Below are 23,944 nucleotides of genomic sequence, written 5' to 3' on the forward strand. Positions count from 1 at the left end.
GCCCACCGTGGCCGGGAAACTGTCGAAGGCGGGGCGGTGTCGGATTGCGGGGTGTCCGCGGCATGGGCCCGAGGCATGCCTCGGGCGGGTTGGGCAGGACGCCCAACCCCGGTCTTGCCGTGTGCGCAGGAAAGCGCACACGAGCAAGCCGCGGCCAAGCCTACAGGGACGTACTTGCGGCGTCCCCGCAATCCGACACCGCCCCGCCAAGCCACGGATCACCCCAGAGTCGGCTGTTGCTGTTGCCAGGGTTGCCGGCCAGCGGCCGGCACCGCAGCAGGTGCCGGGTGCAACCCGGCCGAACCCCCGCCGGGGTAAACTAGCTGGATGGCTTCCCGTCCCGCGCACGACCTGCTCCGCCGCGTCTTTGGTTACGACGATTTCCGTGGTCCGCAGCAGGACATCGTGGAGCATGTGGCTGCCGGTCACGATGCCCTGGTGCTGATGCCCACCGGCGGCGGCAAATCACTGTGTTACCAGGTGCCCGCCCTGCTGCGTGACGGCTGTGGCATCGTCATCTCGCCGCTGATCGCGCTGATGCAGGACCAGGTCGAAGCCCTGCGCCAGCTCGGCGTGCGCGCCGAATTCCTGAACTCGACCCTGGACGCCGAAACGGCCGGCCGGGTCGAACGCGAACTGCTCGCCGGTGAGCTCGACATGCTCTATGTCGCTCCCGAGCGCCTGCTGACCGGCCGCTTCCTGTCGCTGCTGTCGCGCAGCCGGATCGCCCTGTTCGCCATCGACGAAGCCCATTGCGTGTCGCAATGGGGCCACGACTTCCGCCCCGAATACCGGCAGCTGACCGTCCTGCACGAGCGCTGGCCGGAGATTCCGCGGATCGCCCTGACCGCCACCGCCGACCCGCCAACCCAGCGCGAGATCGCCGAGCGCCTGGACCTGGCCGAAGCACGTCACTTCGTCAGCTCCTTCGATCGCCCCAACATCCGCTACACCGTGGTGCAGAAGGACAACGCCCGCAAGCAGCTGAGCGATTTCCTGCGCAGCCATCGCAGCGAGGCCGGCATCGTCTACTGCATGTCACGGCGCAAGGTGGAGGAAACCGCCGAGTTCCTGTGCACGCAGGGGTTCAATGCCCTGCCCTACCACGCCGGCCTGCCCGCGGAGGTGCGTGCCAACAACCAGCGCCGGTTCCTGCGCGAGGACGGCATCGTCATGTGCGCGACCATCGCCTTCGGCATGGGCATCGACAAGCCGGACGTTCGCTTTGTCGCCCATACCGACCTGCCCAAGTCGATGGAAGGCTACTACCAGGAAACCGGCCGCGCCGGGCGCGATGGCGAAGCCGCCGAGGCCTGGCTCTGCTACGGCCTGGGCGATGTGGTGCTGCTCAAGCAGATGATCGAGCAGTCCGAGGCAAGCGAGGAACGCAAGCAGCTGGAGCGGTCCAAGCTCGACCACCTGCTGGGGTACTGCGAATCGATGCAGTGCCGCCGCCAGGTGCTGCTGGCCGGTTTCGGCGAGACCTATCCCAAGCCCTGCGGCAACTGCGACAACTGCCTGACACCGCCGGCGGCCTGGGATGCCACCATCCCCGCGCAGAAGGCGTTGAGCTGTGTTTACCGCAGCGGCCAGCGCTTCGGCGTCGGCCACCTGATCGACGTCCTGCGCGGCAGCGAGAACGAGAAGGTCAAGCAGCAGGGCCACGACAAGCTGAGCACCTACGCCATCGGCCGCGACCTGGACGCGCGCACCTGGCGCAGCGTGTTCCGCCAGCTGGTGGCCGCCAGCCTGCTGGAAGTGGACAGCGAGGGCCACGGTGGCCTGCGCCTGACCGATGCCAGCCGCGATGTGCTGACCGGTCGCCGCCAGATCAGCATGCGCCGCGATGCGGTCAGTGCCAGCGCCGGGCGCGAACGCAGCGCGCAACGCACCGGCCTGTCGGTGCTGCCGCAGGACCTGGCCCTGTTCAACGCGCTGCGCGGCCTGCGCGCCGAGCTGGCGCGCGAGCAGAACGTGCCGGCCTTCGTGATCTTCCACGACAGCACCCTGCGCAACATCGCCGAACAGCGCCCGACCTCGCTGGACGAGCTGGCCCGGGTCGGTGGCATCGGCGGCACCAAGCTCAGCCGCTATGGCCCGAGGTTGGTCGAGATCGTGCGCGAAGAGGGATGACCCCGGTAGCGCCGGGCCGTGCCCGGCGGCGCGCATATCGACCGCGCTTCACGCTCGCCGGGCATGGCCCGGCGCTACCAGGCTGCGCGATTGCACACCCTCGCCCGGCTCAAACCTTGAACCACCCGTTCAGCCGGATGTGCATGTCCGCCCACTTGTCGCTAGATTAGCGCCATGTCCCTCGCCTCGACCCTGCTCCGTGTCGTGCTCATGCTCAGCCTGTTTCTCAACGGGCTGAACACGGCCATGGCCAGCGGGCACGAGGACATGGGCCGCATGGCCCATGCGATGGCCTCGGCGATGACCGATGAAGGCGACGCCGACTGCCACCACCACGCAGGCATGACGGCCGACGAGGCGCCGCAGGCCAAGGCCCCCGCCCACGACGCACACTGCCAGATCAAGGACTGCGTGCGCAGCTGTGCCCAGCACCCGCTGCTGGCCGTGCAGGCACTGCCTTTCCTGGCGGGTCCCGGTCTTTCCCTGACCCCGCAGCCGATGCCTGCCAATGGCCGCCCGGCACCGCCGCTGCCGCCGATCTCACGCCCTCCCATCGGCTGATCCAACACGCCTCGTGCGCGCTGCGCACTGAAGCCGGCCCTGCGCTGGCGTCTTTCCGTGTTTGGAGTCACCACCATGAGTACCCGTATTCCTCCCGGCCCGGGCGCTGTGCCCATGCCGTCGCGCCGTCTGTTCGTGCAGGGCATCGCTGCTGGCGGCGTGGTCGCCGGCATCGCCGCGGCCGGCATCCCGCAGCGCGCGCTCGCCGCCGCTTCTGCCGCGCCACGCCTGGCCGGCGCACCTTCGGTCATCAGCGATACCCGCGTCGAACTGGCAATCGGCGAGTCGCTGGCCAACTTCACCGGACGCACCCGCCCGGCGATCACCGTCAACGGATCGCTGCCGGCACCGATCCTGCGCTGGCGCGAAGGCCAGACCGTGGACCTGTTCGTGCGCAACACGCTCGGCCAGCACCCTACTTCGATCCACTGGCACGGCATCCTGCTGCCGGCCAACATGGATGGCGTGCCCGGCCTGAGCTTCAACGGCATCGGCCCCGGCGAGACCTACCACTACCACTTCGACCTCAAACAGTCCGGCACCTACTGGTATCACAGCCATTCGCTGTTCCAGGAACAGGCGGGTCTGTACGGTGCGCTGATCATCGACCCGGCCGAACCGGCGCCGTACCGGCATGACCGCGAGCACGTGATCATGCTGTCCGACTGGACCGACATGGATCCCGGCGCGTTGTTCCGGCGCATGAAGAAGCTCGCCGAGCACGACAACTACTACAAGCGCACCCTGCCCGACTTCCTGCGCGACGCGCGTCGCGATGGCTGGTCGGCCGCGCTGTCCGACCGCGGCATGTGGGGCCGGATGCGGATGACGCCCAGCGACATCTCCGACATCAACGCGCACACCTACACCTACCTGATGAACGGGACCGCGCCGGCCGGCAACTGGACCGGGCTGTTCCGCAGTGGCGAAAAGGTGCTGCTGCGTTTCATCAACGGTGCGTCGATGACCTACTTCGACGTGCGCATTCCCGGCCTGAAGATGACCGTGGTCGCCGCCGACGGCCAGTACATCCATCCGGTCAGCATCGACGAGTTCCGCATCGCCCCGGCCGAAACCTACGACGTACTGGTGGAACCCAGCGGCCAGGATGCCTTCACCATCTTCTGCCAGGACATGGGCCGCACGGGTTATGCCGCCGGCACCCTCGCCGTGCGGCATGGGCTGCAGGCACCGATTCCCGCGCGCGATCCGCGCCCGTTGCTGACGATGGGCGACATGGGCCATGACATGGCCCATGTCACAGGAATGTCGGGTCACGACATGGGCGGCGGTGGCCACGGCGGCCACGACATGGCAGCAATGAAGGGCATGGAAGGCGGCTGCGGTGCCAGCATGGGCCACGGCGCACATGGCGGCGGTGATACCGCCAGCAAAGCGCCAAAGCATCCGGCCAGCGAGCGCAACAATCCGCTGGTGGACATGCAGAGTTCGGCCACCGAGCCCAAGCTGGACGACCCCGGCATCGGCCTGCGCGACAACGGCCGCCAGGTGCTGACCTATGGTGCGATGCGCAGCCTGTTCGAAGACCCCGATGGCCGCGAGCCCGGCCGCGAGATCGAGCTGCACCTGACCGGCCACATGGAAAAGTTCTCCTGGTCGTTCGACGGCATTCCCTTCGCCGGTGCCGAACCGCTGCGCCTGAACTACGGCGAGCGCATGCGCATCGTGCTGGTCAACGACACCATGATGCAGCATCCGATCCACCTGCATGGCGTGTGGAGCGACCTGGAAAACGCGCAGGGTGAATTCCAGGTGCGCAAGCACACCATCGACATGCCGCCCGGTACACGCCGCACCTATCGCGTACGCGCCGATGCCCTCGGCCGCTGGGCGTACCACTGCCACCTGCTGTACCACATGGAAGCAGGCATGATGCGCGAAGTGAGGATCGAAGAATGAGCCGTTCCTTGCTTGCCCCAAGCCTGTTGACCCTCGGCCTGTTGGCCGCGCTGCCCACGTTCGCGCAGTCCCATGCCGGCCATGACATGACAGCACACGCGCCTCCTGCCGATGCCACGCCAGCGGCCGACGTGGATCATTCGAAGATGGACCATTCGAAGATGGATCACGGTGCGATGGACCATTCAACGATGGACCATGGCGCGATGGATCACTCGACAATGGGCCACGGCACGCCCGCGCCGACGCAGCCGCGCGAACCGATACCTGCCCCCACCGATGCTGATCGTGCGGCCGCGTTTCCACCCATCGCGCATGGTGCGATGGAGCACCCACCGGAAATCCACAGCCTGCTGCTGATCGATCGCCTGGAACACTGGGATGGAAAGAACGGCAACGGCCAGGCCTGGGAGGCCAGCGGCTGGATTGGCGGCAACATCAACCGCCTGTGGCTGCGCACCGATGGCGAACGCAGCGAGGGCCGCACGGAATCATCAGGCGTGGAAGCGCTGTACGGGCGTGCAATTTCGCCGTGGTGGGACGTGCTGGTCGGTGTACGCCAGGACTTCCGCCCCGCCGATTCACGCACCTGGGCGGCGATCGGCATCCAGGGCTTGGCGCCGTACAAGTTCGAAAGCTCGGCCACGCTGTATGCCGGTTCCGGTGGTCAGCTGATGGCCAAGGCCGAGATCGAATACGACGTGCTGTTGACCAACCGGTTGATCCTGCAGCCCCTGCTGGAAGCTACCGTGGCCAGCAAGGACGAACCGGAGCACGGCATCGGCCGCGGCCTCAACAAGGTCGAAGCCGGCCTGCGCCTGCGCTACGAGTTCAACCGTCGCTTCGCGCCGTACATCGGCATCAGCCACGAGCGCGCCTTCGGCGATACCGCCGACTATGCCGGCGACCATGCACGCGACACACGCTGGGTCGCCGGCATCCGCATGTGGTTCTGAGCAGCCGATCATGAGCAGCAGCCAGCCCCGGCAACCGCCGGGGCCGGCTACACTGCCGCACGTTCCATTGCAGGCTGCACCATGTCGTTGCATATCCGCCGCGCCACCCTGGACGACGTCGACGCGTTGTCGGCAATCGCCATCGCCACCTATATCGAAACCTGGGGCGATTCCTATCCGCCGCAGGACCTGCACCGCTTCCTGCAGGATCACTACGGCGCCGAGCCGCAGCGAGCGGAACTGTCCGACCCGCGCAGCGCGGTGTGGCTGCTGCTGGAGGGTGAGACGGTGGTGGGCTATCTGGCCGCCGGTGCCAACACCCTGCCGCATGCCGAAGCACGCGAAGGCGACATCGAACTGAAGCGGCTGTACATCCTGGCCAGCCACCAGAACGGCGGCAACGGCGCGCGCCTGATGGATGCCTTCATGGCCTGGCTGGACCAGCCGCAGCGCCGAACCCTGTGGGTGGGCGTGTGGGAAGAGAACTTCGGCGCGCAGCGCTTCTACGCGCGTTACGGCTGCAGCAAGGCCGGCGAGTATGACTTCATCGTCGGCGACAGCCGCGACCGCGAGTTCATCCTGCGCCGGCCCTGAGCAGCGTCAGAAATCGAACAGCTCGGAGAGGAAGCTTTCCTTCTTCTTTTTCTTGTAACCCTGGCTGTACTGGCCACGGTTGTCATCATGGCGCTGGCCGAGATGACGGGTATCGCGATGCATCACCGGCGGCGGAGCGGCCTGCGGTTGCACAGGCGCGGGCCCTGGCGGCGGCATGGCGGCACCTGCACCGTCAGTGGCGCGCTCGATGATCTTGTCGAGTTCGCCACGATCCAGCCATACACCACGGCAGCTCGGGCAGTAGTCGATCTCGATGCCATGGCGCTCGGCCATCTGCAGGGTCTGGGTCTTGCACACGGGGCACAGCATTCGCATTGCTCCTGTCGGTCTGGCCTCGACTGTACCTGCGTGCGGATGACTGTGCGGCAACGCATGACCGATGGCACAGGGACTTCCGGCGCGTGCCGGCACGTCCCCCGCCCTGCAGACTGCCTTGCGACCTCGCTGCAAGGAATGCATGTGACTGCCCGTGACTCGATTTCCACCGGCGTCCGCCTGGTGCTGGTGCTGCTTGGCGTTGGCCTCGGCCTGAACGTGCGCGACATCAGTTCCACGCTGGGCGCGCCGATTCCCGCCCTGCCCATCCCCTACGGTGGCAGCCTGCTGGACAACGCGCTGGCGGTGCTGGTCGCACTGCTGCTGGCCACGCTGCTGCGCCCCCGCGGTGTGGGCCTGCTGGCCAGCCTCGGCCTGCGCGGAAACGGCATGCGTGGCCCGTTGTGGGTGCTGCTGGCCAGCCTGCCGTGCTGGCTGGGGCTGGCCCTGCTGGGGACGCCCAACACGGCGCTGACGACGCTGGACGCCACGATGCTGGCCGTGCTGTTCCCGCTGGCCGAAGAAGTGCTGTTCCGCGGCCTCGGCTTCGTGCTGCTGGTGAAGATCGTACGCGGCCCCTGGCCGTTGCTCGCACTGCCGCAGGCCCTGCTGTTCGGCATGGTGCACTGGCTGGGCTTCGGCGGCTTCGACGGCGGCGGCATGGCCCTGTTCGTCGGCGTAGTGATCGCCTTCGGCGGTTTCATCTTCGCCTGGCTCGACCACCTCGACGGCAATACCCAGTGGTGCGGTCTGGCCCTGCACATGTCGATGAACCTGGCCTGGAATGTGTTCAGCCTCGACGACGCCCTTGCGCTGGGCTGGCAGGCCACCAGTTTGCGCATCGGCACTACGCTGCTGGCAGTGGCAGCGCTGGCCTGGCATGTGCGGCGCCAGCGCAACCGCGCGCTGTAACGCCGGCTTAGCCGATCCTGCACACGGGGCTCACTGGGGGCTTGCGCATACTTGCGCGCCTTTCATGCCCTGCCGTCCGGAGTTGTTGCGTCATGCTGCTGTCCAAGCGCCACGTTGAACCACGCGTCCTGCTGATCGAAGACGCCGAGGAAACCCGTGAACTGAGCCGGATGGCGCTGGAGAGCCAGGCCTGCCACGTCGCAGGCGTCAGCAGCGCCGAAGCCGCGCTGGGCCTGCTGGCCGCCGGAGAGCGCTTCGACCTGATGTTCACCGACGTCAATCTCGGCCTGGTCAGCGGCATCGAGGCCGCCAACCGCGTGCGCAGCCTGTATCCGCAGCTGCCGATCCTGGTGACCTCCGGCATGGACCAGCATGCCGTGCTGCCGCAGTTGCACGACGGCATCCATTTCCTGCCCAAGCCCTACAACATGAGCGAGCTGCTGGATGCGATCCGGCTGTGCTTCCGCCATGCCGCCGATGCCGCGCTGATGCCGGCGCCGCAGGCGAGCGCGGCCTGAGGCTGCCATCCACGCATGGCGTGGCTCTACTGGTGCAGCCACGCATGGCGTGGCTCTACTGGTGCATCCACGCATGGCGTGGCTCTACTGGTGCATCCACGCATTGGCGTGGCTCTACTGGTGCATCCACGCATGGCGTGGATCTACTGGTGCAGCCACGCATGGCGTGGCTCTACTGGTGCATCCACGCATTGGCGTGGCTCTACTGGTGCAGCCACGCTTGGCGTGGATCTACGGCGATGCGCACCGTTGCGCGAACGGAAAATGCTGCCAGTAGATCCACGCCATGCGTGGATGGAGCCGGCCGTCAGCCGCCGGTATACGGTCCTTCGCCCGGAAGTACCTGCAGCAGCGCACCGGTGATCACGCGCGGATATACGGTGAGATGGTCTTCGCCATCAATCACGATGTTCTCCACCTGCAGCTTGCGACCACTGCGCTGCAGCTGGCCGGCGAAGTCGGCCGCCTGCCGCAGCATGTCGTTGCCCGTTGAATAGCGCGGCCCCGGCTTGACCGTCTCGTAGCCGCCCACCGACAGCAGCACGCGGATGGGCTGTGAAGGCATCACGGCGGCATCCTGCATGCGCGGCAGCAGGCCCTGGTCGAACCACAGCGACGGACTGGACAGGATGTAGGTGCCGAACATGTCGGGCTGGGTCGTCAGCACGTAAGCACCAAACAGCGCGCCATAGGAATGACCCGCAAACACACGCCGGGCCGGATCGGTACGGTAGCGCGCATCGATCAGCGGCAGCGCGTGGTCAGCCAGGAAGTCGCGGTAATGGGCCGCGCCGCCATAGGTCACGTCATCGCTGTAGTAGCCGGCAGGGGTGCGCACAGGATCACTGGGGGTGTAGTCGCGCGAGCGGCTCTGTTTGGAGGTCAGGCCTTCCTGCGGCGGCAAACCGACCAGGATGAAATCCTCGATGTTGACGCCCTGCTGCCCCACCAGGTTGCGTATGCTGCGCACCAGCGGAAAGCTGTACAGCGCATCGGTCACGTACACCACCGGATAACGCTTCTGCGGATGCGCCGCGTAGCCGGCAGGCAACGCCACCCACAGGGCATAGTCGCGCCCGATCGGGTCATGCACGCGCAGTGACTCGGTATCGGGCAGCACAACGCCTGGCACGGCCGTCGCGCTTTCCCTGGCTTCCTTCTGCGTTGCCGGCGGCGCCACCGACATCGCGCACCCTGCCAAGGCCAGGCAGGCCAGCACACTCCATACACGCACACGCTGCATCCGCGCTCTCCTGTTGCGGGCGGCGCACCCAGGTGGCGCCGCTGATGCATCCTCACACACCGCGTTGTTGCGCGCCAAACCCCTCTCAGGGCGACGCCGGCGGCGGTGCCGGGAACAACGTACGCAGGCCCTGCAGGGCGGCCGGGTGGTAGATCGTGGCATGGGTCTCTTCCGGCAGCGGCTGGTACTTCACCAGCGTCGCCGGCGATGCCTGCTGCAGCAGCGACGCCAAGCGTGCGCTCGACGCAGCCAGTTCCGGCTGGCCACTGCTGGCCAGGAACAGCCGCGCGCCGCTGCGCGCAACCGACGGCACCTGCTTGCCTGCGCCAGACAGCAAGGCGCCGCCGTTCCACCACAGGCTGGGGTCCAGCGCGATATAGCTGTTGAACAAGGCCGGTTCCTGCAGCAGCGTCTCGATCACGAACAACCCGGCCAGCGATTCCCCGATCAGTGCCCGCTCATCGGTGGTCGCATAGCGCTGGCGTACCTGCGGCATCAGTTCATCGCGCAGGAAATCACGGTACGCCGCCGAGCCACCGATGCGCGGCGCGATCTTCCGATCCTCCGCCACGTTGCTGGGGCCGGTCATGTCGCGGCGGCGCTCGGTGTTCTCGATGCCGACCAGCAGGAACGGGCGCATGCTGCCGTTGCCGGTCAGCACCTGCACCAACCCGGCCACGTGCAGGAAGTCCTCGCCGATGCCGCCGTCGGGCATGTACAGCACCGGCAGTGGCGTTTTCGGGTCCAGGCCCCACGGCTGCGGGCGGTAAACGTTGATGCGGCGGGTCTCGCCCAGCGCCTTGGACTGGAGGGTGAAGGTCTCGCCGATGACCAACGGTGAGGCGACCGCCGGCGGAGGCGCCGGTTCGGCGGCCATCAGCGGCGCGGCGGAGACACAGGACAACAACAGCGACAGCACGATCAAGCGCATTGGGCGCCCCATCCAGCGAAAGATGCCGAGCATAGCGCCCGGACGCGCGCATTGGTGCCTGCCAGATGCGTAGATCCACGCCATGCGTGGATGACTTGCCGTGACTCGCGCCCGGTTACGGCCGCCATACCGCGCGTGCACCGCCATGTGTCGTGTTTGAACCGCCAAGGACGCCGCTATCGTCGCACCTGCACCGAAATGCGGTGGGTACAACTGGAACGCACAGAGGACATTGATAGCGAAAGTGAAGCCAGCTTTACACGCGCTGGTTCACGGCAGATGCATCGTAATGTGCTGTTTGCGGCATCTTCCAGCGCGATCAACCAGCCGCAGAAACGAATGCGTCGTGTACTGACGCTTGCTGCGCAAGACAGGCCTACGCCACCATCGTCGCGCGTCTGGATTCCGCATGTCCTTCCGGAAATTCCTGATTGAAATCCAAGCGCAGGCGTAAACACCATGCTGCGCCACCGACAACGGGTGGCACCGGGCCTGCAAGCCTGGGAAGACAAAAAGCATGTTGTTTGCGCTCACCCGTCGGCACTGTCTCCGGACCGTGCCGGCGGGTGATCCGTCGGCCTTTATGGCGGGCGGTGCGTGGGGGTCTTCGGATCCGCCGGTTAACTGCTTACTGTCTTCCCGGCTTGCAGACACGCACCGTCCGCCACCCGCCTCACGCGGTGGCATTCCCACCCCAGAGCCGAGGAAGCCGAGATGACCGAAGGTCCGCCCTATCCCTCATATGCCGCCAGCGTCAACGACGACGATGACAACCCTGCGCCAGAACTGAGCACGTTCCTGGGTTGCCTCGAGCGCATCCGCGCGGGCGAAGGTGCAGACGGCCAGCCCTGGCCTGATACCAGCCTTCCCGCAGGGCGCAGGCTGGCACTGTCACGCGTGGAGCGGGCGGCCGTCGGCATGCTGACCGTGGCAGAGATGCTGCACGCCGCCGATCGCTGCCGATCAATGGCAACGCCGGACCGGCATCTGGATGACGGCGTGGTCGAGGGGCTGTTCTTCGCCTTCCGCGGGCTGGCGGAACTGGTATGCCGGGATATCCGGCCTGAATAGGAACCCTGCACCGTAATCCAGCCCATACTCGGGCCGGGCCCGTCCCGGGTTCCATCGACACTGACACAAGGAGGTTCGCATGTTGAATGCCATGATCATTGCCGCGCTGGCCGCAAGCCCGGCCGCGCCCGTACCGTACGCCGACTGCCTGCTCGGCAACATCCAACCCGGGTTATCCGACCGCGCCGTGCAATTGGTGCAGCAGGCATGCGCCGCAAAGCACCCCGACAGTTTCATTGCCTCGCTGGAACTGGAGCGCAATTACAGCGCCCAGCGGCAGGCCCGGTTCGACGCAGAGCGCGCCGCAGTGGAGCGTGCTGCGAATGCTGCCGCCAAGGTAGAGGCAGACCGCGAGGCGGCCCGTTCCCAGGGCGCGAAGGCCAGGTAGGACCTCAGGCTTCTGCAACAAAAAAGGCACCGCTTGGCGGTGCCTTTCTGGATGACCGAGGTCATGGCCTGCAATGGTGGGCCGTGATGGATTCGAACCATCGACCAAAAGATTAAAAGTCTTCTGCTCTACCGACTGAGCTAACGGCCCATGCAAGGCCCCGGCCTTTCGGCGGGGTGGGCATTCTACCGTACTTTTCCGGGCGGGGTGAAGCCGGGGATCTACCAGGTTGCCGGCCAGCGGCCGGCACTACCCCGGCTGCGGGCCTCTAAACCTTTCCGCCACGCGCCGCATCTCACCTGCGACCCTACCCCGGAGCGATGGATGCGCCTGCCACTGCCGCTGATGCTCGCCCTGCTGCTGCGGTTTGACGCCGCTGCGGCATCGCCTGCACAGGTGCGGACCGACGACATCGGCCGCTTCTGGGCTACTTACGATGCGGTACTCGCCGAGCCCGATGCCGCGCAGCGGGTGGCCCTTGTGCAGCAGCGCTATATCAAGCCCGGCAGCCCTGGCCTGCACGCGCTGATGAAGGTGCGCAACTACACCGCCGCCGAATACGAACAAGCAATGCTCGCCTGGCCGCGCTTCTGGGCCTCGGTGCGGCCGCTGACCGCCAACGCCCGGCAGGCCAGCGCTACGCTGGAGCGGGATCTGGCTGCGTTCCGCAGGCTTTACCCCGCCCTGCGTCCGGCCAGCATCACCTATGCGGTGGGCGTGCTGCGCACAGGCGGCACCACGCTGGGGGACCAGGTGCTGATCGGCGCCGAAATGGCACTCGGCGATGCAAGCGTGGATGTCAGCGAACTGCCGGAGCCGTTGCGCAGTCGCCTGCGGGCCTTCTACGACAGCGCGCCCGGCGCGAACAACGCGCAGAACAACCTGCATGAGTACGTGCACACCCAACAGCGCGAGACTACGGGATCGCTCGCACAGTACGCGGTGCGCGAAGGCGTGGCCGAGTACATCGCCGAGCGGATCAGCGGTCGCCGCCCGGCACTGCCGCTATACACCTATGGCCCGTTGCACGAATCGGAGATCCGCGCTCGCTTCAGAGCGGAGATGGATGGCGATGACCTGGACAACTGGCTGTACAACAACGCCCGCAGCCCGTTCGGGGTGAGTGATGTGGGGTACTACGCGGGTTACCGCATCGCGCAGGAGTACATGCGGCAGCAGCCGGATGAGCAGCCGGCGATCGCACGGATGATCGAGCTGGATTACAGCGATCCGGTTGCGGTGCGCGGCTTCATTGAAGCATCGGGGTGGCTGCGGCAGCGGTAGCGCCGGGCCGCGCCCGGCGGACAGCGCCAACCAAGGTTGGCACCTACCAGAATCAGACCTGCCGGGGCTGCCGGCCAGCGGCCGGCACTACCGGAATCCCAACATTGGTAGCGCCGGGCCGCGCCCGGCGGACAGCGCCAACCAAGGTTGGCACCTACCAGAATGAGACCTGCCGGGGAAGCCGGCCAGCGGCCGGCCATACGAGAGCCGGTCAGGCGTACAGCGTCGGGTCGGGCACGCCGGCTTCGGTGAAGCCCTGCGCGCGCAGGCGGCAGGCATCGCAATGCCCGCAGGCCGCGCCGCTGGCATCGGCGTTGTAGCAGGACACGGTCAGGCCGAAGTCCACGCCCAGTCGCACGCCTTCGCTGACGATCTGGCCCTTGCTGAGGAACTGCAGCGGCGCATGCACGGTGATGCCCGCGCCTTCCACGCCCGACTTGGTCGCCAGGTTGGCCAGCGCCTGGAAGGCGGCGATGAACTCGGGGCGGCAATCCGGGTAGCCGGAGTAGTCCACGGCGTTGACGCCGCAGAAGATGTCGTTGGCACCAAGCACTTCGGCCCAGCCCAGCGCCAGCGACAGCATGATGGTGTTGCGCGCCGGCACGTAGGTCACCGGGATGCCCTCGCCGCCCGCCTCGGGCACGTCGATGTCGTCGGTCAGCGCCGAGCCGCCGATGCTGCGCAGGTCCACGTCCACGGTCTTGTGCACGATCACGCCCTGGGCCTTGGCCACGCGCGCGGCAGCATCCAGCTCGGAGGTGTGGCGCTGGCCGTAACGCACGCTCAGGGCATGCACGGCGAAGCCCTGTTCCTGGGCCATGGCGATGACGGCGGCTGAATCCATGCCGCCGGAGAGAAGCACGACTGCCTTCTTCATGGGTAAATCATCCGGGTGGGGGAGAAAGCCAGCACGCTGTCCCGCGCCGGAGCTACATCAGGAAACGCTGCGCCGGCTCATCGGCCCGGCTCGTCGTTCCACAGGATTTTATGCAACTGCATCTGGAAGCGCACCGGCAGCCGGTCTTCGACGATCCAGTCGGCCAGCTGGCGGGCAGTGATTTCGCCCTTGCTGGGTGAGAAGAACACCATCGTGCGCTGCACCAGCTGGTGTTCGGCGACCATGGCCTTGGCCCAGTCGTAGTCTTCGCGGTTGCAGATCACGAACTTGATCTGGTCACGCGTGGTCAGCAGCGGCAGGTTTTCCCAGCGGTTGCGCGCGACCTCGGCCGAGCCGGGGGTCTTGATGTCGACCACGCGCGACACGCGCGGATCGACGGCGCTGACGTCCAGCGCACCGGAGGTTTCCAGCGACACCTCCAGGCCGGCGTCACACAGCTTCTGCAGCAGCACCAGGCAGCGCTTCTGCGCCAACGGCTCGCCGCCGGTCACGCAGACGTGGCGCACGCCCTGGGCCTGCACGTGGGCCACGATATCGTCGATGTCCCACCAGGTGCCGCCGTGGAAGGCGTAGGCGGTGTCGCAGTACTGGCAACGCAGCGGGCAGCCGGTCAGGCGCACGAACACGGTCGGCCAACCGGCGGTATCGGCTTCGCCCTGCAGGGAGGTGAAGATCTCGGTGATCTTCAGGCGCGGAAGGGGCGACTGCACGATCTCGCTGGGCGTGGCAACGGCGGCGGACGGGGGAACGGCGGTCATGGCAAAGACTTCTTGGTGGGACACGTGGCGGGTGGACTACCGTGGCCGGTAACGAACGCAGCCGAGCATGGCTCGGCTCTACAACAGCAGCCGGTCGGGTATGGCCCGGCGGGTAATGCAAGCCGCCGGGCATGGCCCGGCGCTACCGGATCCGGACGGGTTTGCCGACCCGGAAACGAAAGCAGCCGAGCAAGGGCTCGGCGCTACGGGGAACACATTGTACGCCCGCTCAGCGGATCAGCGGATCTGATTGCCGAGGCGGATCGACTGCAGGCGGTCCTGCGCGGTACGCGCGGCATCCGAGCCCGGGTATTGCGCCACGACGGTCTCCAGCGTCTGCTGGGCCTGGTCGACTTTGCCCTCGCCGTACTGCGAGAGGCCGACCTTGAGCAGGCCGCCAGCGGCCTTGTCGTGGGTGGGATAGCGCGAGAGCAGTTCGCGGAACTGGGACTCGGCCATCGGGAAATTGCGGGTGGCGTAATAGCTTTCGCCCAGCCAGTACAGCGCATTGGGGGCGTAGACGCCGTTCGGGTACAGCTCCAGGAAGCTCAGGAACAGCTGCGCCGAATCATCGTACTTGCCCGCCTTCAATGCGTCGAAGGCCACGTTGTAGGACGTACGCTCGTCACCGGTGACGGCCAGGCTGCCCGGGTCACCATGGACGGAAGGCGGCCGCTCGGAAGTGGCCGCCGCTGCGGGTTTTGCCGGGGCTGCAGGAGCCTTCGGTGCGCTCGCCGGAACCGCGGGCAGGGCCGGGGCGGCAGAGCCCCCTTCCAACCGGTTCAGGCGGCTGTCCAGATCCAGGTACTGGTCCTGGGCGGTCTGCTTGAGCTGGGCGTTGTCGTGCTGGAGTTGCTCGATCGAGGCCTGCAGGCTGGTGACCTGCTGCCGCAGCTGATTGATCTGGTTCAACAGGTCCTGGTTGGCACTGTTGTTGTACATCTGCTGCTCGAGCGAACCGACGCGGTCGGCCAGGCTCTGACGTTGTGCATGCGCCGGTGCGGCAGCCACGAGGGCTGCCGCAACGACCAGCATCAGTTTGATGCCAAGGCGCATGGATTACTGCGCGGTGTAGACGATTTCGACGCGACGGTTCTGCGACCAGCAGGACTCGTTCGACTCGGTGCAGACCGGACGCTCTTCACCGTAGGACACGACGGTCAGCTGCGAAGCCGAGCCACCGTTGGCCTGCAGTGCCGAGTTGACGCCGTTGCCACGACGCTCGCCCAGGGCCTGGTTGTACGCGCGCGAACCGCGCTCGTCGGTGTGGCCCTGCAGGGTGATGCGCGAGGACGGACGGTCACGCAGGTACTTGGCGTGGCAAGCCATGATGGCCTGGAATTCCGGCTTCACGTCTTCCTTGTCCAGGTCGAAGTAGACAACGCGCTGGCGCAGGCAGGCATCGGTGTCCAGGTCGCCCGGGCCGTACAGGCCGGAGGTGGACGGACCGGTCGGGGTGGTGGTCGAGGTGCCGGTATCGACCGGAGCCGGGGCTTCTTCCTTGACCTTCTTCGAGCAACCGGCCAGGACGGCCACAGACAGCAGGGAAACAAGCAGAACGCGGGTGGACTTGTTCATGGCGATACCTTTGTGGCTCCTAAGCCGATGAGGGGTTCAATACAGAGAAAATATTAACACTCTTTTAGCGCTGGGTACGGTATGGGGACCATGCCGGCTCGCGCACATCGCCGTCTGCCAGGACCAGGCGCTGGCGCACGCGCGCATCGGCCGAGACGGCGTACAGCACACCACGACCACCCTCACGGGCGGCATACAGCACCATGCTCGCGTTGGGCGCAAAGCTCGGCGATTCGTCCAGCGAACCCGGCGACAGCGTGCTCCAGCGGGGCGAACCCAGCGAGCTGTCCATCAGGGCGATCTTGTAGCTGTTGCCCGAACCCTGGGCGACGGCGATCTTCTTGCCGTCGTAGGACACCGAGGGCTTGGCGTTGTAGTTGCCCTGGAAGGTCACGCGCTCGGCGCTGCCACCACCGGCACCGACCTTGTAGACCTGCGGACGGCCGCCGCGGTCGGAGGTGAAGTACACCGCGCTGCCGTCCGGCGCCCAGGTCGGCTCGGTATCGATGGCGAAGTGGTTGGTCAGCTGGGTCAGCTGCTTGCTGCCCAGATCCATCACGTAGATTTCCGGGTTGCCCGAACGCGACAGGGTCAGGGCCAGCTTGCGGCCGTCCGGCGAGAAGGCCGGGGCGCTGTTGATGCCGCGGAAGCTGGTGACCAGCTCACGGGCGCCGGTGGAGATGTTCTGGATGTAGATGGCCGAGTTGCCACGTTCGAAGCTGACGTAGGCCAGCTTGTTGCCATCCGGGCTCCACGACGGCGACAGCAGCGGCTCGGCCGAACGCACGATGGTCTGCGGGTTGAAGCCGTCCGAATCGGCCACCATCAGCGCGTAGCGCATGGCGTCGCCCTTGCCGCTGGCGGTCACGTAGGCGATGCGGGTCCAGAAGGCACCACGGACACCGGTGATCTTCTCATAGATGGCGTCGGCCATCTGGTGGGCAACGTCGCGCATGGCATTGCCACGTGCGGTCATCGCCAGGCCCAGCAAGCGCTCGCCCTTGGGCACGTCGAACAGTTCGTACTCGACGCGGTAGGCGCCGGCACCGGCGTCCATGACCCGGCCGACGACGATGTAGTTCTGCTTCAGCGCGCGCCAGGTGGCGAACTGGATGTCACCGCCACGGATCGGCTTTTCGACGATCTGCGCTTCGGGCAGCGTGCGGAACTGGCCCGAACGTTCGAGGTCGGCACGGACCACGCCGGCGACGTCGGTCTGCGGAGCACCGGCTGCACCCTGGTAGGGCATCGGCACGATGGTGATCGGGAGGGCGGAGGCATTGCCGCCGATGATGTCGATATCCAGCCCCTTCTGCTGCGCGACGGCAGCAAAGGGCAGCAACAGGGCCGCAAACACGGCAAGCCAGCGAGGCATCTTCTTCATGGAGCGCTCAAATAGGGGGAACCGGAACGAGGGATAACAAAACGGCAGTGAACCGCTTCGCAATCATGAACCAAGGGTACGTGAATTCCTGGTCAGTGCCAGCCGGGTCTCTCACATGCCGTTAACGTCGCGGCCACCTTTCGTGCGAATGACGCGTCCCAAGCATGGCGTGGACGGGCCCGCACGATCCAGAGCTAAAGGCGTCATCGGATGACGGGACAGCCCCAAAGGGCTGCCCTGCCCCCGCGCCTCAGCGATCCTGGGCGGTGAACGTGAAGTTGATCGTGCGTGCGAATACCTGCTCGAAACCGCGGTACGGCAGCGGCTGGGCGTTGAGCACGGCGGCCTCGATCGAGCGCTTGCCGGCTTCATCGAACGGGCAGCCGGCGCTGACCGTGGCGCTGCGGACGGTACCGCCCGGCAACTGGTTGATGGTGATCTGGCAGCGTTGGCCCAGCGGCACGCTGTCCGGACGCACCCACTGCGCCAGCACCTTGGCCTGGATGGCCGCCGCGTACTTGGCAGACAGATCATCACTGCTGCCACCACCACCGGCAGCCGGCTGTGCGGCACCACTGGCACCGGCAGCGGCCGTGCCTGCGGCATTGCGCGCAGCGGCGACCTGGCGCAGCTTCTGCTCGGCCAGCTTGGCTTCCTTCTCGGCCTGCTCGCGGCGGGCGCGGATGTCGGCGATCTTCTTCTGCTTCTCGGCCTCGGCCTTGTCAGCGGCCAGGCGCTCCTGCTCGGCCTGCTTCTTCTTGGCGTCCGCTTCCTGCTGCTTGGCCAGGCGCAGCTTCTGCTCGGCCTCTTCCTGCCGCTTGCGCTCGGTCAGGTCGATCTGCTCCTGGCGGCGCTTGGCTTCCTGCTCCTGCTTGGCCTTTTCCTGCGAGATCGCCAACGCGCTGACCGCGTCCTGGTCCTTGGTATCGGGCTGCGCCACGCGCTCCTGCGCCTGTTGCTGCTGCGGCGTCGGTGCGTCCTGCGGGCGCGGCTCTTCAATCGGCTGCGGCGGCGGGATGGTGTCTTCCGGCACCGGGATCGGTTCGGCCACCGGCGGCGGCAGGTCTTCCAGCTTTTCCGACTGGCGCAGGGCCTGGCGGGCGGCAGCGGCTTCGGACGCGGACAGTGCCAGGCTGGCCTCGACCGAGGGATCACCTGCGGCGGCATCGGTATTGCGCTGCGGTGACCACAGCCAGGCGCCGATGAAGATCAACGCGACCAGCAGGTGCACCAGCACGGCCAGCACCATCGGCTGGCCCCAGCCGGGTTCCTGCTTGTGCGGTGGCGGCAGGGCGTCAGCGTGCATCGGTGGCCAGGCCTACCTTGTCCACGTTGGCGCGCTTGATCACGTCCATCGCCGCGATGACCTTTTCATAGGCCACGGCACGGTCGGCGGCGACGATCACGCGCACTCCCTTGTCCTGCGCGGCGATGCCGGACAGGTGGCCCTGCAGTTCCTCGGCAGTGACGGCCGTGGGTTCCTTGGCGTCGGGCAGCTTCAGGCTGAGCTGGCCGTCCTGGCGCACCGAGACGATCACCGGGTCCTGCTTGCTTTCCAGCGCCTTGGCGTTGGAATTGGGCAGGTCGACATCGAAGCTCAGGGTGAGCAGTGGCGCGGTGACCATGAAGATGATCAACAGCACCAGCATGACGTCGATATAGGGAACGACGTTGATTTCCGATTTCAGCTTGCGGCGCTTGCGGCGACCGATGGCAGCGGACATGGCTTGGACTCCCGGGTCTGGCGCTTACTCGTCGCCAGCGCTCTGGCGCTGCAGGATCGAGCTGAACTCGTCGGCGAAGGTCTCGAAACGCACCGACATGCGCTCCACGCGGGTGGTGAAGCGGTTGTAGGCCCATACCGCCGGGATCGCCACGAACAGGCCGATGGCAGTGGCGAACAGCGCTTCGGAGATGCCCGGGGCGACGGCGGCGATACCGGCCTGGGCGCCGCTGCTGATCATGTCGTGCATGGTCACCATGATGCCGAACACGGTACCGACCAGGCCAACGTACGGGGCGGTCGAGCCGATGTTGGCCAGCAGCTCCAGGTTGCGCTCGAGCTGGTCGACTTCGCGGGTGTAGGTGGTGCGCATGGCGCGCTGGGCACCTTCCAGCTGGGCACGGCCATCCAGCCGGCGCTTGTCGCGCAGGCGGGTGTACTCGCGGAAACCGGCTTCGAAGATGGCTTCCAGGCCGCCGACATTGCGGCTGCGGTCGGTGGCCGAGCTGTACAGCTTGCCCAGGTCGGCACCGGACCAGAAGCGGTTCTCGAACTCGTCGGCTTCGCGGGTGGCCTGCTTGAAGATGCGGGCCTTGCGGAAAATGATGACCCAGCTGACGAACGAGCCGACCAGCAGCGCCAGCACGATGATCTTCACCGGCAAGCTGGCCTTGGCCATCAGTTCGAGGTAGTTGATGCCGCCGCCGGTGGTGGCCTGGGCAAGGGTCTGGGTCGCGGCATTGCTGACGTCAGCCGGCAAAGCCTCGGTGACCGTGGCCTGCAGGGCCAGGAGCGTTGCGATCATCCGTTGTTCCTCAAGAGTTCTGTTCGGATTCGGGGTGGAGGTGGGGTTGCAGCGCGGCAAGGACGGCATCGTCCATGCCACGCGGGCGGAAACTGGCCGCGTCCAGTGCGGCGATGCGGACCTGTGCGGACAGCAGCAGCTGGCCGTCGCGCAGGACCTGCTGGTCGAAGACCATGCTGGCCTTCTTCAGCTGGACCAGGGTGGCGCTTACCTGCAGCTGGTCATCCAGCCGTGCCGGCTTGATGAAATCCATCTGCATGGAGCGCACCGCGAATACCATGCCGTGCTCGGACCGCATGCGCTCCTGGCCGTAGCCCAGCGCGCGCATCCATTCGGTCCGGGCCCGTTCCATGAAGGCCACGTAGCGGGCGTGGTAGACCACCCCGCCAGCGTCGGTATCTTCCCAGTAAATGCGTGTCGGCCAACTGAATCGCGGTTCAACCGACATCGGGGACCTCGGCAAACAGGTCCTGCGGCGGGTTCTTCGGCTTCAGGCCCATGTGCCGGTAGGCCTTGTGGGTCGCCATGCGGCCACGCGCGGTGCGCACCAGGAAGCCCTGCTGGATCAGGTACGGCTCGACCACGTCTTCCAGCGTGCCACGCTCTTCGGACAGCGCCGCGGCGAGCGACTCGATGCCTACCGGGCCACCGTCGAAGTAATCGACCATGGTCTTCAGCAGCCGGCGGTCAAGCTCGTCGAAGCCTTCCGGGTCGACCTTGAGCATCTGCATTGCGGCCTGGGCTACGGTCTGGTCGATGTGGCCACCGGCCTTGACCTGGGCGTAATCGCGCACGCGGCGCAGCAGGCGGTTGGCGATACGAGGGGTGCCACGCGCGCGGCGCGCGATCTCCCCTGCCCCGTCGGCGGTGCAGTCGATGGCCAGGATCGCGGCCGAGCGGCGCACGATGCGGGTCAGTTCTTCGACGCTGTAGAACTCCAGGCGCTGGACGATGCCGAAGCGGTCGCGCAGCGGTGCGGTCAGCAGGCCGGCGCGGGTGGTGGCGCCGATCAGGGTGAACGGCGGCAGGTCGATCTTGATCGAGCGCGCCGCAGGGCCCTCGCCGATCATGATGTCGATCTGGAAATCTTCCATCGCCGGATACAGCACTTCTTCCACCACCGGCGACAGGCGATGGATCTCGTCGATGAACAGCACATCGTGCGGCTGCAGGTTGGTCAGCAGCGCGGCCAGATCGCCGGCCTTCTCGATCACCGGGCCGGAGGTCACGCGCAGGGCCACGCCCAGTTCGTTGGCGATGACGTGGCTGAGGGTGGTCTTGCCCAGGCCGGGGGGGCCGAAGATCAGGACGTGGTCCAGCGCGTCGCCACGACCCTTGGCGGCCTGGATGTAGATCTCCATCTGCTCGCGCACCGGCACCTGGCCGAGGTAATCGGCAAGTCGCTTGGGTCGGATGCTGGCGTCGGCGGCGTCATCCTCGCGGGTGGCGCCGGCGGCGATGATGCGGTCGTCGGTCATGTGCTGATTATGCGGTAAAAGCGGGGAGATTCGGCCAGGCTGCGCCCGGCACCCGCAGAAGCAACTGCAACTTCAACTGCCGAAGCGACAGCAGAAGCAGGTTTCCTGATGGATGGCGGGGTGGGTCCGGTTGCGGGGGACCTGCAAGTACGTCCATGTAAGCTCGGTCACGCCATCCATGGCGCTCACGCCCCCGCAACCGGACTCACCCCGCCTTCGACAGATCTCCGCGATCTGCCGGAATGGCATGGCCTGCTCCTGGTAGGTGTCGACCTTGGTCGACACGGCATGGCCTGCTATTGGTGGGTGTCGACCTTGGTCGACACGGTAGATCCACGCCATGGGTGGATGGAACTGAGGAGCAGAGTGGGCTCGGCTTCTGGCACGCGGCGCCTCCGCAAGTGGAGCCCCCTTGTTGTTCAAGGGGGCGCGCCGACAGGCGGGGGGTTAAGGCGGAATGCGGGCGGGGCCCACGATTTGCGCAGCAAATCGTGGGACGTAGCGCAGGTGGAGATTAGATCTCCACCTGCGCGCCCAGCTCGACCAGGCGGTTGCCCGGAATACGGAAGAAGCCCGTCGCCGGGGCGGCGTTCCTGTGCATCAGCGCGAACAGCTTGTCGCGCCAGATCGGCATGCCACGGTTGGCGGTGGCGACGATGGTCTCGCGGCTGGCGAAGAAGGTGGTGTCCATCGGGTCGAAGTAGATGCCACCGTGGTCGCACGAGCGCATCAGCGCCAGCGGCACGTCGGGGGTCTCCATGAAGCCGAAACGCACGTAGACCCGATAGAACTCATCGCCCACCGATTCGATCTTCAGGCGCTGCCCTTCCGCCGCGTACGGCACCGGCAGGGTCACCACATGCAGGAACACGTTGCGCTCGTGCAGCACCTTGTTGTGCTTGAGGTTGTGCATCAGCGCATGCGGGGCCACGGTCGGGTCGGCGGTGAGGAACACCGCGGTACCGGGTACGCGTACCGGCGGCGCCAGCATCAGGCCCGGCAGGAAGGTGTCGATGCGGATGCCGTCCTTGCGGATCTCGTCGCGCAGCAGTTCGCGGCCACGGCGCCAGGTGCGCATCATGGTGAACAGGAAGATGCCCAGCACCACCGGGAACCAGGCGCCCTGCAGCAGCTTGGCGCCGTTGGCGATGACAAAGCCCAGATCGATGATGAAGAACACCACGCACAAGGGCAGGATCCAGTTGCGTGCCTTGGGCCACAGCGAACGTGCAACCAGGGCCAGCAGCAGGGTATCGATCAGCATGGTGGCCGACACCGAGATGCCGTAGGCCACGGCCAGGTTGGACGAGCTGCGGAAGGCCAGCACCAGGCCGATCACCATCACCGCGATGCCCCAGTTGATGCCGGGGATGTAGATCTGGCCGATGGTGTCGTGCGAGGTGTGCTTGATGCGCATGCGCGGGATGTAGCCCAGCTGCATGGCCTGGCGCGAGACCGAGAACGCACCGGTGATCACCGACTGCGAGGCGATCACCGCAGCCATCGTGGCCAGGATGATCATCGGGTACAGCGCCCACGACGGCACCGCCTCGAAGAACGGGTTCTTCACCGCCTCGGGATGGTTGAGCACCAGCGCGCCCTGCCCCAGGTAGTTCAGCACCAGGCAGGGCAGCACGAAGAAGTACCAGGCGTGGCGGATCGGCTTGGCACCGAAGTGGCCCATGTCGGCGTACAGCGCCTCGCCGCCGGTCACCGCCAGCACCACCGCGCCGAGGATGAAGATGCTGTGCCAGCCGTGCTCCATGAAGAAGCGGATCGCCCACCACGGGTTGAACGCCTTCAGCACTTCCGGCGCGTCGACGATGTTGTAGATGCCGATCGCGGCCAGCGAAATGAACCAGATCGAGGTGATCGGGCCGAACAGCTTGCCGATCTTAGCGGTACCGAAACGCTGCACCGCGAACACGGCCAGCAGCACCACCACGGTGATCGGCACGATGAAGGCGTGCAGCCCGGGGGCAGCGACCTCCAGGCCTTCGACGGCACCCAGCACCGATATCGCCGGGGTGATCACGCCATCGCCGAAGAACAGCGAGGCGCCGAAGATGCCGAGGATGCCGACCACATAGGCCGAGCGCGACCCATTGCGCAGCGTGCGCTGGGTCAGCGCCATCAGCGCCATGATGCCGCCCTCGCCGTCATTGTCGGCGCGCATGATGATGGTCACGTACTTCAGGGTGACCACGATGTTCAGCGCCCAGAACGCCAGCGACAGCACGCCCAGCACGGTGTCGTGGTCGCTGTTGAGCCCGTAGTGCGGCGAGAACGCCTCCTTCAGGGTGTACAGCGGGCTGGTGCCGATATCGCCGAAGACCACGCCGATCGCACCGATGATCAGCGCCAGGCCCCCGGCGGGGGGAGCGTGACCATGGCCACCATGGGCGGCGGTGTGCGGGGTTTGACTGCTGGACATGGGGCTCCTGGCGAAGCTCAGGGTGTAATGGGGAAGGAA

General features: G+C 66.6%; 24 protein-coding genes and 1 tRNA gene. 10 read left to right on the top strand and 15 right to left on the bottom strand.

What is annotated here, in order from left to right; translation table 11 throughout:
* The first annotated feature begins 327 nt into the window (after positions 1-327).
* The 5 genes from recQ to M2299_RS16900 all read left to right on the top strand — a co-directional run bounded on the left by recQ (position 328) and on the right by M2299_RS16900 (position 6,164).
* Entirely contained in the window at positions 328-2,133 is a 1,806-nt protein-coding gene (recQ, locus tag M2299_RS16880; RefSeq protein ID WP_025874645.1) for a DNA helicase RecQ, read from the top strand.
* A 174-nt stretch (positions 2,134-2,307) separates the two neighbouring features.
* Positions 2,308-2,694, top strand: coding sequence for a CopL family metal-binding regulatory protein (locus M2299_RS16885; RefSeq protein ID WP_223486467.1), 387 nt, complete (start codon positions 2,308-2,310; stop codon positions 2,692-2,694).
* A gap of 75 nt (positions 2,695-2,769) precedes the next feature.
* Positions 2,770-4,614: a copper resistance system multicopper oxidase gene (locus tag M2299_RS16890; RefSeq protein ID WP_280884716.1), complete on the top strand. Its 1,845-nt coding sequence runs from the start codon at positions 2,770-2,772 to the stop codon at positions 4,612-4,614.
* Entirely contained in the window at positions 4,611-5,570 is a 960-nt protein-coding gene (locus M2299_RS16895; protein ID WP_280884717.1) for a copper resistance protein B, read from the top strand. The genes M2299_RS16890 and M2299_RS16895 overlap by 4 nt, the downstream gene beginning before the upstream one ends.
* An 81-nt stretch (positions 5,571-5,651) precedes the next feature.
* A complete protein-coding gene (locus M2299_RS16900) occupies positions 5,652-6,164 on the top strand; it encodes a GNAT family N-acetyltransferase (RefSeq protein WP_280884718.1) in 513 nt (170 codons plus the stop codon).
* A 6-nt stretch (positions 6,165-6,170) separates the two neighbouring features.
* On the opposite strand, the gene M2299_RS16905 is transcribed toward M2299_RS16900, so the two are convergent.
* Positions 6,171-6,494 (bottom strand): zf-TFIIB domain-containing protein, encoded by a 324-nt coding sequence (locus M2299_RS16905; protein WP_025874650.1) that lies wholly within the window; start codon positions 6,492-6,494, stop codon positions 6,171-6,173.
* A 150-nt stretch (positions 6,495-6,644) separates the two neighbouring features.
* Here M2299_RS16905 and M2299_RS16910 point away from each other — a divergent pair, with 150 nt between their 5' ends.
* Together M2299_RS16910 and M2299_RS16915 are read left to right on the top strand one after the other, a co-directional pair.
* Complete coding sequence (locus M2299_RS16910; RefSeq protein ID WP_280884719.1) at positions 6,645-7,412, top strand: CPBP family glutamic-type intramembrane protease; 768 nt, start codon at positions 6,645-6,647, stop codon at positions 7,410-7,412.
* Positions 7,413-7,504: 92 nt separating this feature from the next.
* On the top strand, positions 7,505-7,930 hold the full coding sequence (locus M2299_RS16915; protein ID WP_025874652.1) for a response regulator: 426 nt from the start codon (positions 7,505-7,507) through the stop codon (positions 7,928-7,930).
* A gap of 307 nt (positions 7,931-8,237) precedes the next feature.
* Here the strand turns inward: M2299_RS16915 and M2299_RS16920 are convergent, their stop codons facing one another.
* Together M2299_RS16920 and M2299_RS16925 are read right to left on the bottom strand one after the other, a co-directional pair.
* Positions 8,238-9,173, bottom strand: coding sequence for an alpha/beta hydrolase-fold protein (locus M2299_RS16920; protein ID WP_280884720.1), 936 nt, complete (start codon positions 9,171-9,173; stop codon positions 8,238-8,240).
* Positions 9,174-9,258: 85 nt separating this feature from the next.
* On the bottom strand, positions 9,259-10,104 hold the full coding sequence (locus tag M2299_RS16925; protein ID WP_280884721.1) for an alpha/beta hydrolase-fold protein: 846 nt from the start codon (positions 10,102-10,104) through the stop codon (positions 9,259-9,261).
* Positions 10,105-10,818: 714 nt separating this feature from the next.
* Between M2299_RS16925 and M2299_RS16930 the strand changes: the two genes are divergently transcribed.
* On the top strand, positions 10,819-11,175 hold the full coding sequence (locus M2299_RS16930; RefSeq protein ID WP_093818719.1) for a hypothetical protein: 357 nt from the start codon (positions 10,819-10,821) through the stop codon (positions 11,173-11,175).
* Positions 11,176-11,254: 79 nt separating this feature from the next.
* Positions 11,255-11,563: a hypothetical protein gene (locus M2299_RS16935; protein WP_100436822.1), complete on the top strand. Its 309-nt coding sequence runs from the start codon at positions 11,255-11,257 to the stop codon at positions 11,561-11,563.
* A 74-nt stretch (positions 11,564-11,637) separates the two neighbouring features.
* On the opposite strand, the gene M2299_RS16940 is transcribed toward M2299_RS16935, so the two are convergent.
* Positions 11,638-11,713: transfer RNA gene (locus tag M2299_RS16940), tRNA-Lys, on the bottom strand.
* A 174-nt stretch (positions 11,714-11,887) separates the two neighbouring features.
* Here M2299_RS16940 and M2299_RS16945 point away from each other — a divergent pair.
* Complete coding sequence (locus M2299_RS16945; protein ID WP_280884722.1) at positions 11,888-12,847, top strand: DUF2268 domain-containing putative Zn-dependent protease; 960 nt, start codon at positions 11,888-11,890, stop codon at positions 12,845-12,847.
* Between the two features lie 211 nt (positions 12,848-13,058).
* On the opposite strand, the gene queC is transcribed toward M2299_RS16945, so the two are convergent.
* From queC to M2299_RS17000, 11 genes are all read right to left on the bottom strand, one after another.
* Positions 13,059-13,724, bottom strand: a complete 666-nt coding sequence (queC, locus tag M2299_RS16950) for a 7-cyano-7-deazaguanine synthase QueC (protein ID WP_280884723.1) — start codon at positions 13,722-13,724, stop codon at positions 13,059-13,061.
* A 77-nt stretch (positions 13,725-13,801) separates the two neighbouring features.
* A complete protein-coding gene (gene queE / locus M2299_RS16955) occupies positions 13,802-14,503 on the bottom strand; it encodes a 7-carboxy-7-deazaguanine synthase QueE (protein WP_280884724.1) in 702 nt (233 codons plus the stop codon).
* Positions 14,504-14,740: 237 nt separating this feature from the next.
* Positions 14,741-15,559, bottom strand: a complete 819-nt coding sequence (ybgF, locus tag M2299_RS16960) for a tol-pal system protein YbgF (protein ID WP_025874667.1) — start codon at positions 15,557-15,559, stop codon at positions 14,741-14,743.
* Between the two features lie 3 nt (positions 15,560-15,562).
* On the bottom strand, positions 15,563-16,081 hold the full coding sequence (gene pal, locus M2299_RS16965) for a peptidoglycan-associated lipoprotein Pal (RefSeq protein ID WP_025874668.1): 519 nt from the start codon (positions 16,079-16,081) through the stop codon (positions 15,563-15,565).
* 64 nt (positions 16,082-16,145) lie between these two features.
* Entirely contained in the window at positions 16,146-17,465 is a 1,320-nt protein-coding gene (gene tolB / locus M2299_RS16970; protein WP_025874669.1) for a Tol-Pal system beta propeller repeat protein TolB, read from the bottom strand.
* Between the two features lie 250 nt (positions 17,466-17,715).
* On the bottom strand, positions 17,716-18,771 hold the full coding sequence (gene tolA / locus M2299_RS16975; protein ID WP_025874670.1) for a cell envelope integrity protein TolA: 1,056 nt from the start codon (positions 18,769-18,771) through the stop codon (positions 17,716-17,718).
* The gene (gene tolR / locus M2299_RS16980) at positions 18,761-19,189 is read right to left on the bottom strand and encodes a protein TolR (protein ID WP_025874671.1); all 429 of its coding nucleotides are present in this window, start codon (positions 19,187-19,189) and stop codon (positions 18,761-18,763) included. The genes tolA and tolR overlap by 11 nt, the downstream gene beginning before the upstream one ends.
* A gap of 24 nt (positions 19,190-19,213) precedes the next feature.
* A complete protein-coding gene (tolQ, locus tag M2299_RS16985; protein ID WP_025874672.1) occupies positions 19,214-19,993 on the bottom strand; it encodes a protein TolQ in 780 nt (259 codons plus the stop codon).
* A gap of 10 nt (positions 19,994-20,003) precedes the next feature.
* Positions 20,004-20,441 (bottom strand): tol-pal system-associated acyl-CoA thioesterase, encoded by a 438-nt coding sequence (gene ybgC, locus M2299_RS16990; RefSeq protein WP_032975136.1) that lies wholly within the window; start codon positions 20,439-20,441, stop codon positions 20,004-20,006.
* A complete protein-coding gene (gene ruvB / locus M2299_RS16995; protein ID WP_025874674.1) occupies positions 20,431-21,471 on the bottom strand; it encodes a Holliday junction branch migration DNA helicase RuvB in 1,041 nt (346 codons plus the stop codon). Before ruvB ends, ybgC begins: the two co-directional genes overlap by 11 nt.
* Positions 21,472-21,985: 514 nt before the next feature.
* A complete protein-coding gene (locus M2299_RS17000; protein WP_033831825.1) occupies positions 21,986-23,905 on the bottom strand; it encodes a potassium transporter Kup in 1,920 nt (639 codons plus the stop codon).
* Between the last annotated feature and the right edge of the window lie 39 nt (positions 23,906-23,944).

Origin of the sequence: Stenotrophomonas sp. 1278, from assembly GCF_029892765.1 — a bacterium.
Classification (GTDB): domain Bacteria; phylum Pseudomonadota; class Gammaproteobacteria; order Xanthomonadales; family Xanthomonadaceae; genus Stenotrophomonas; species Stenotrophomonas indicatrix.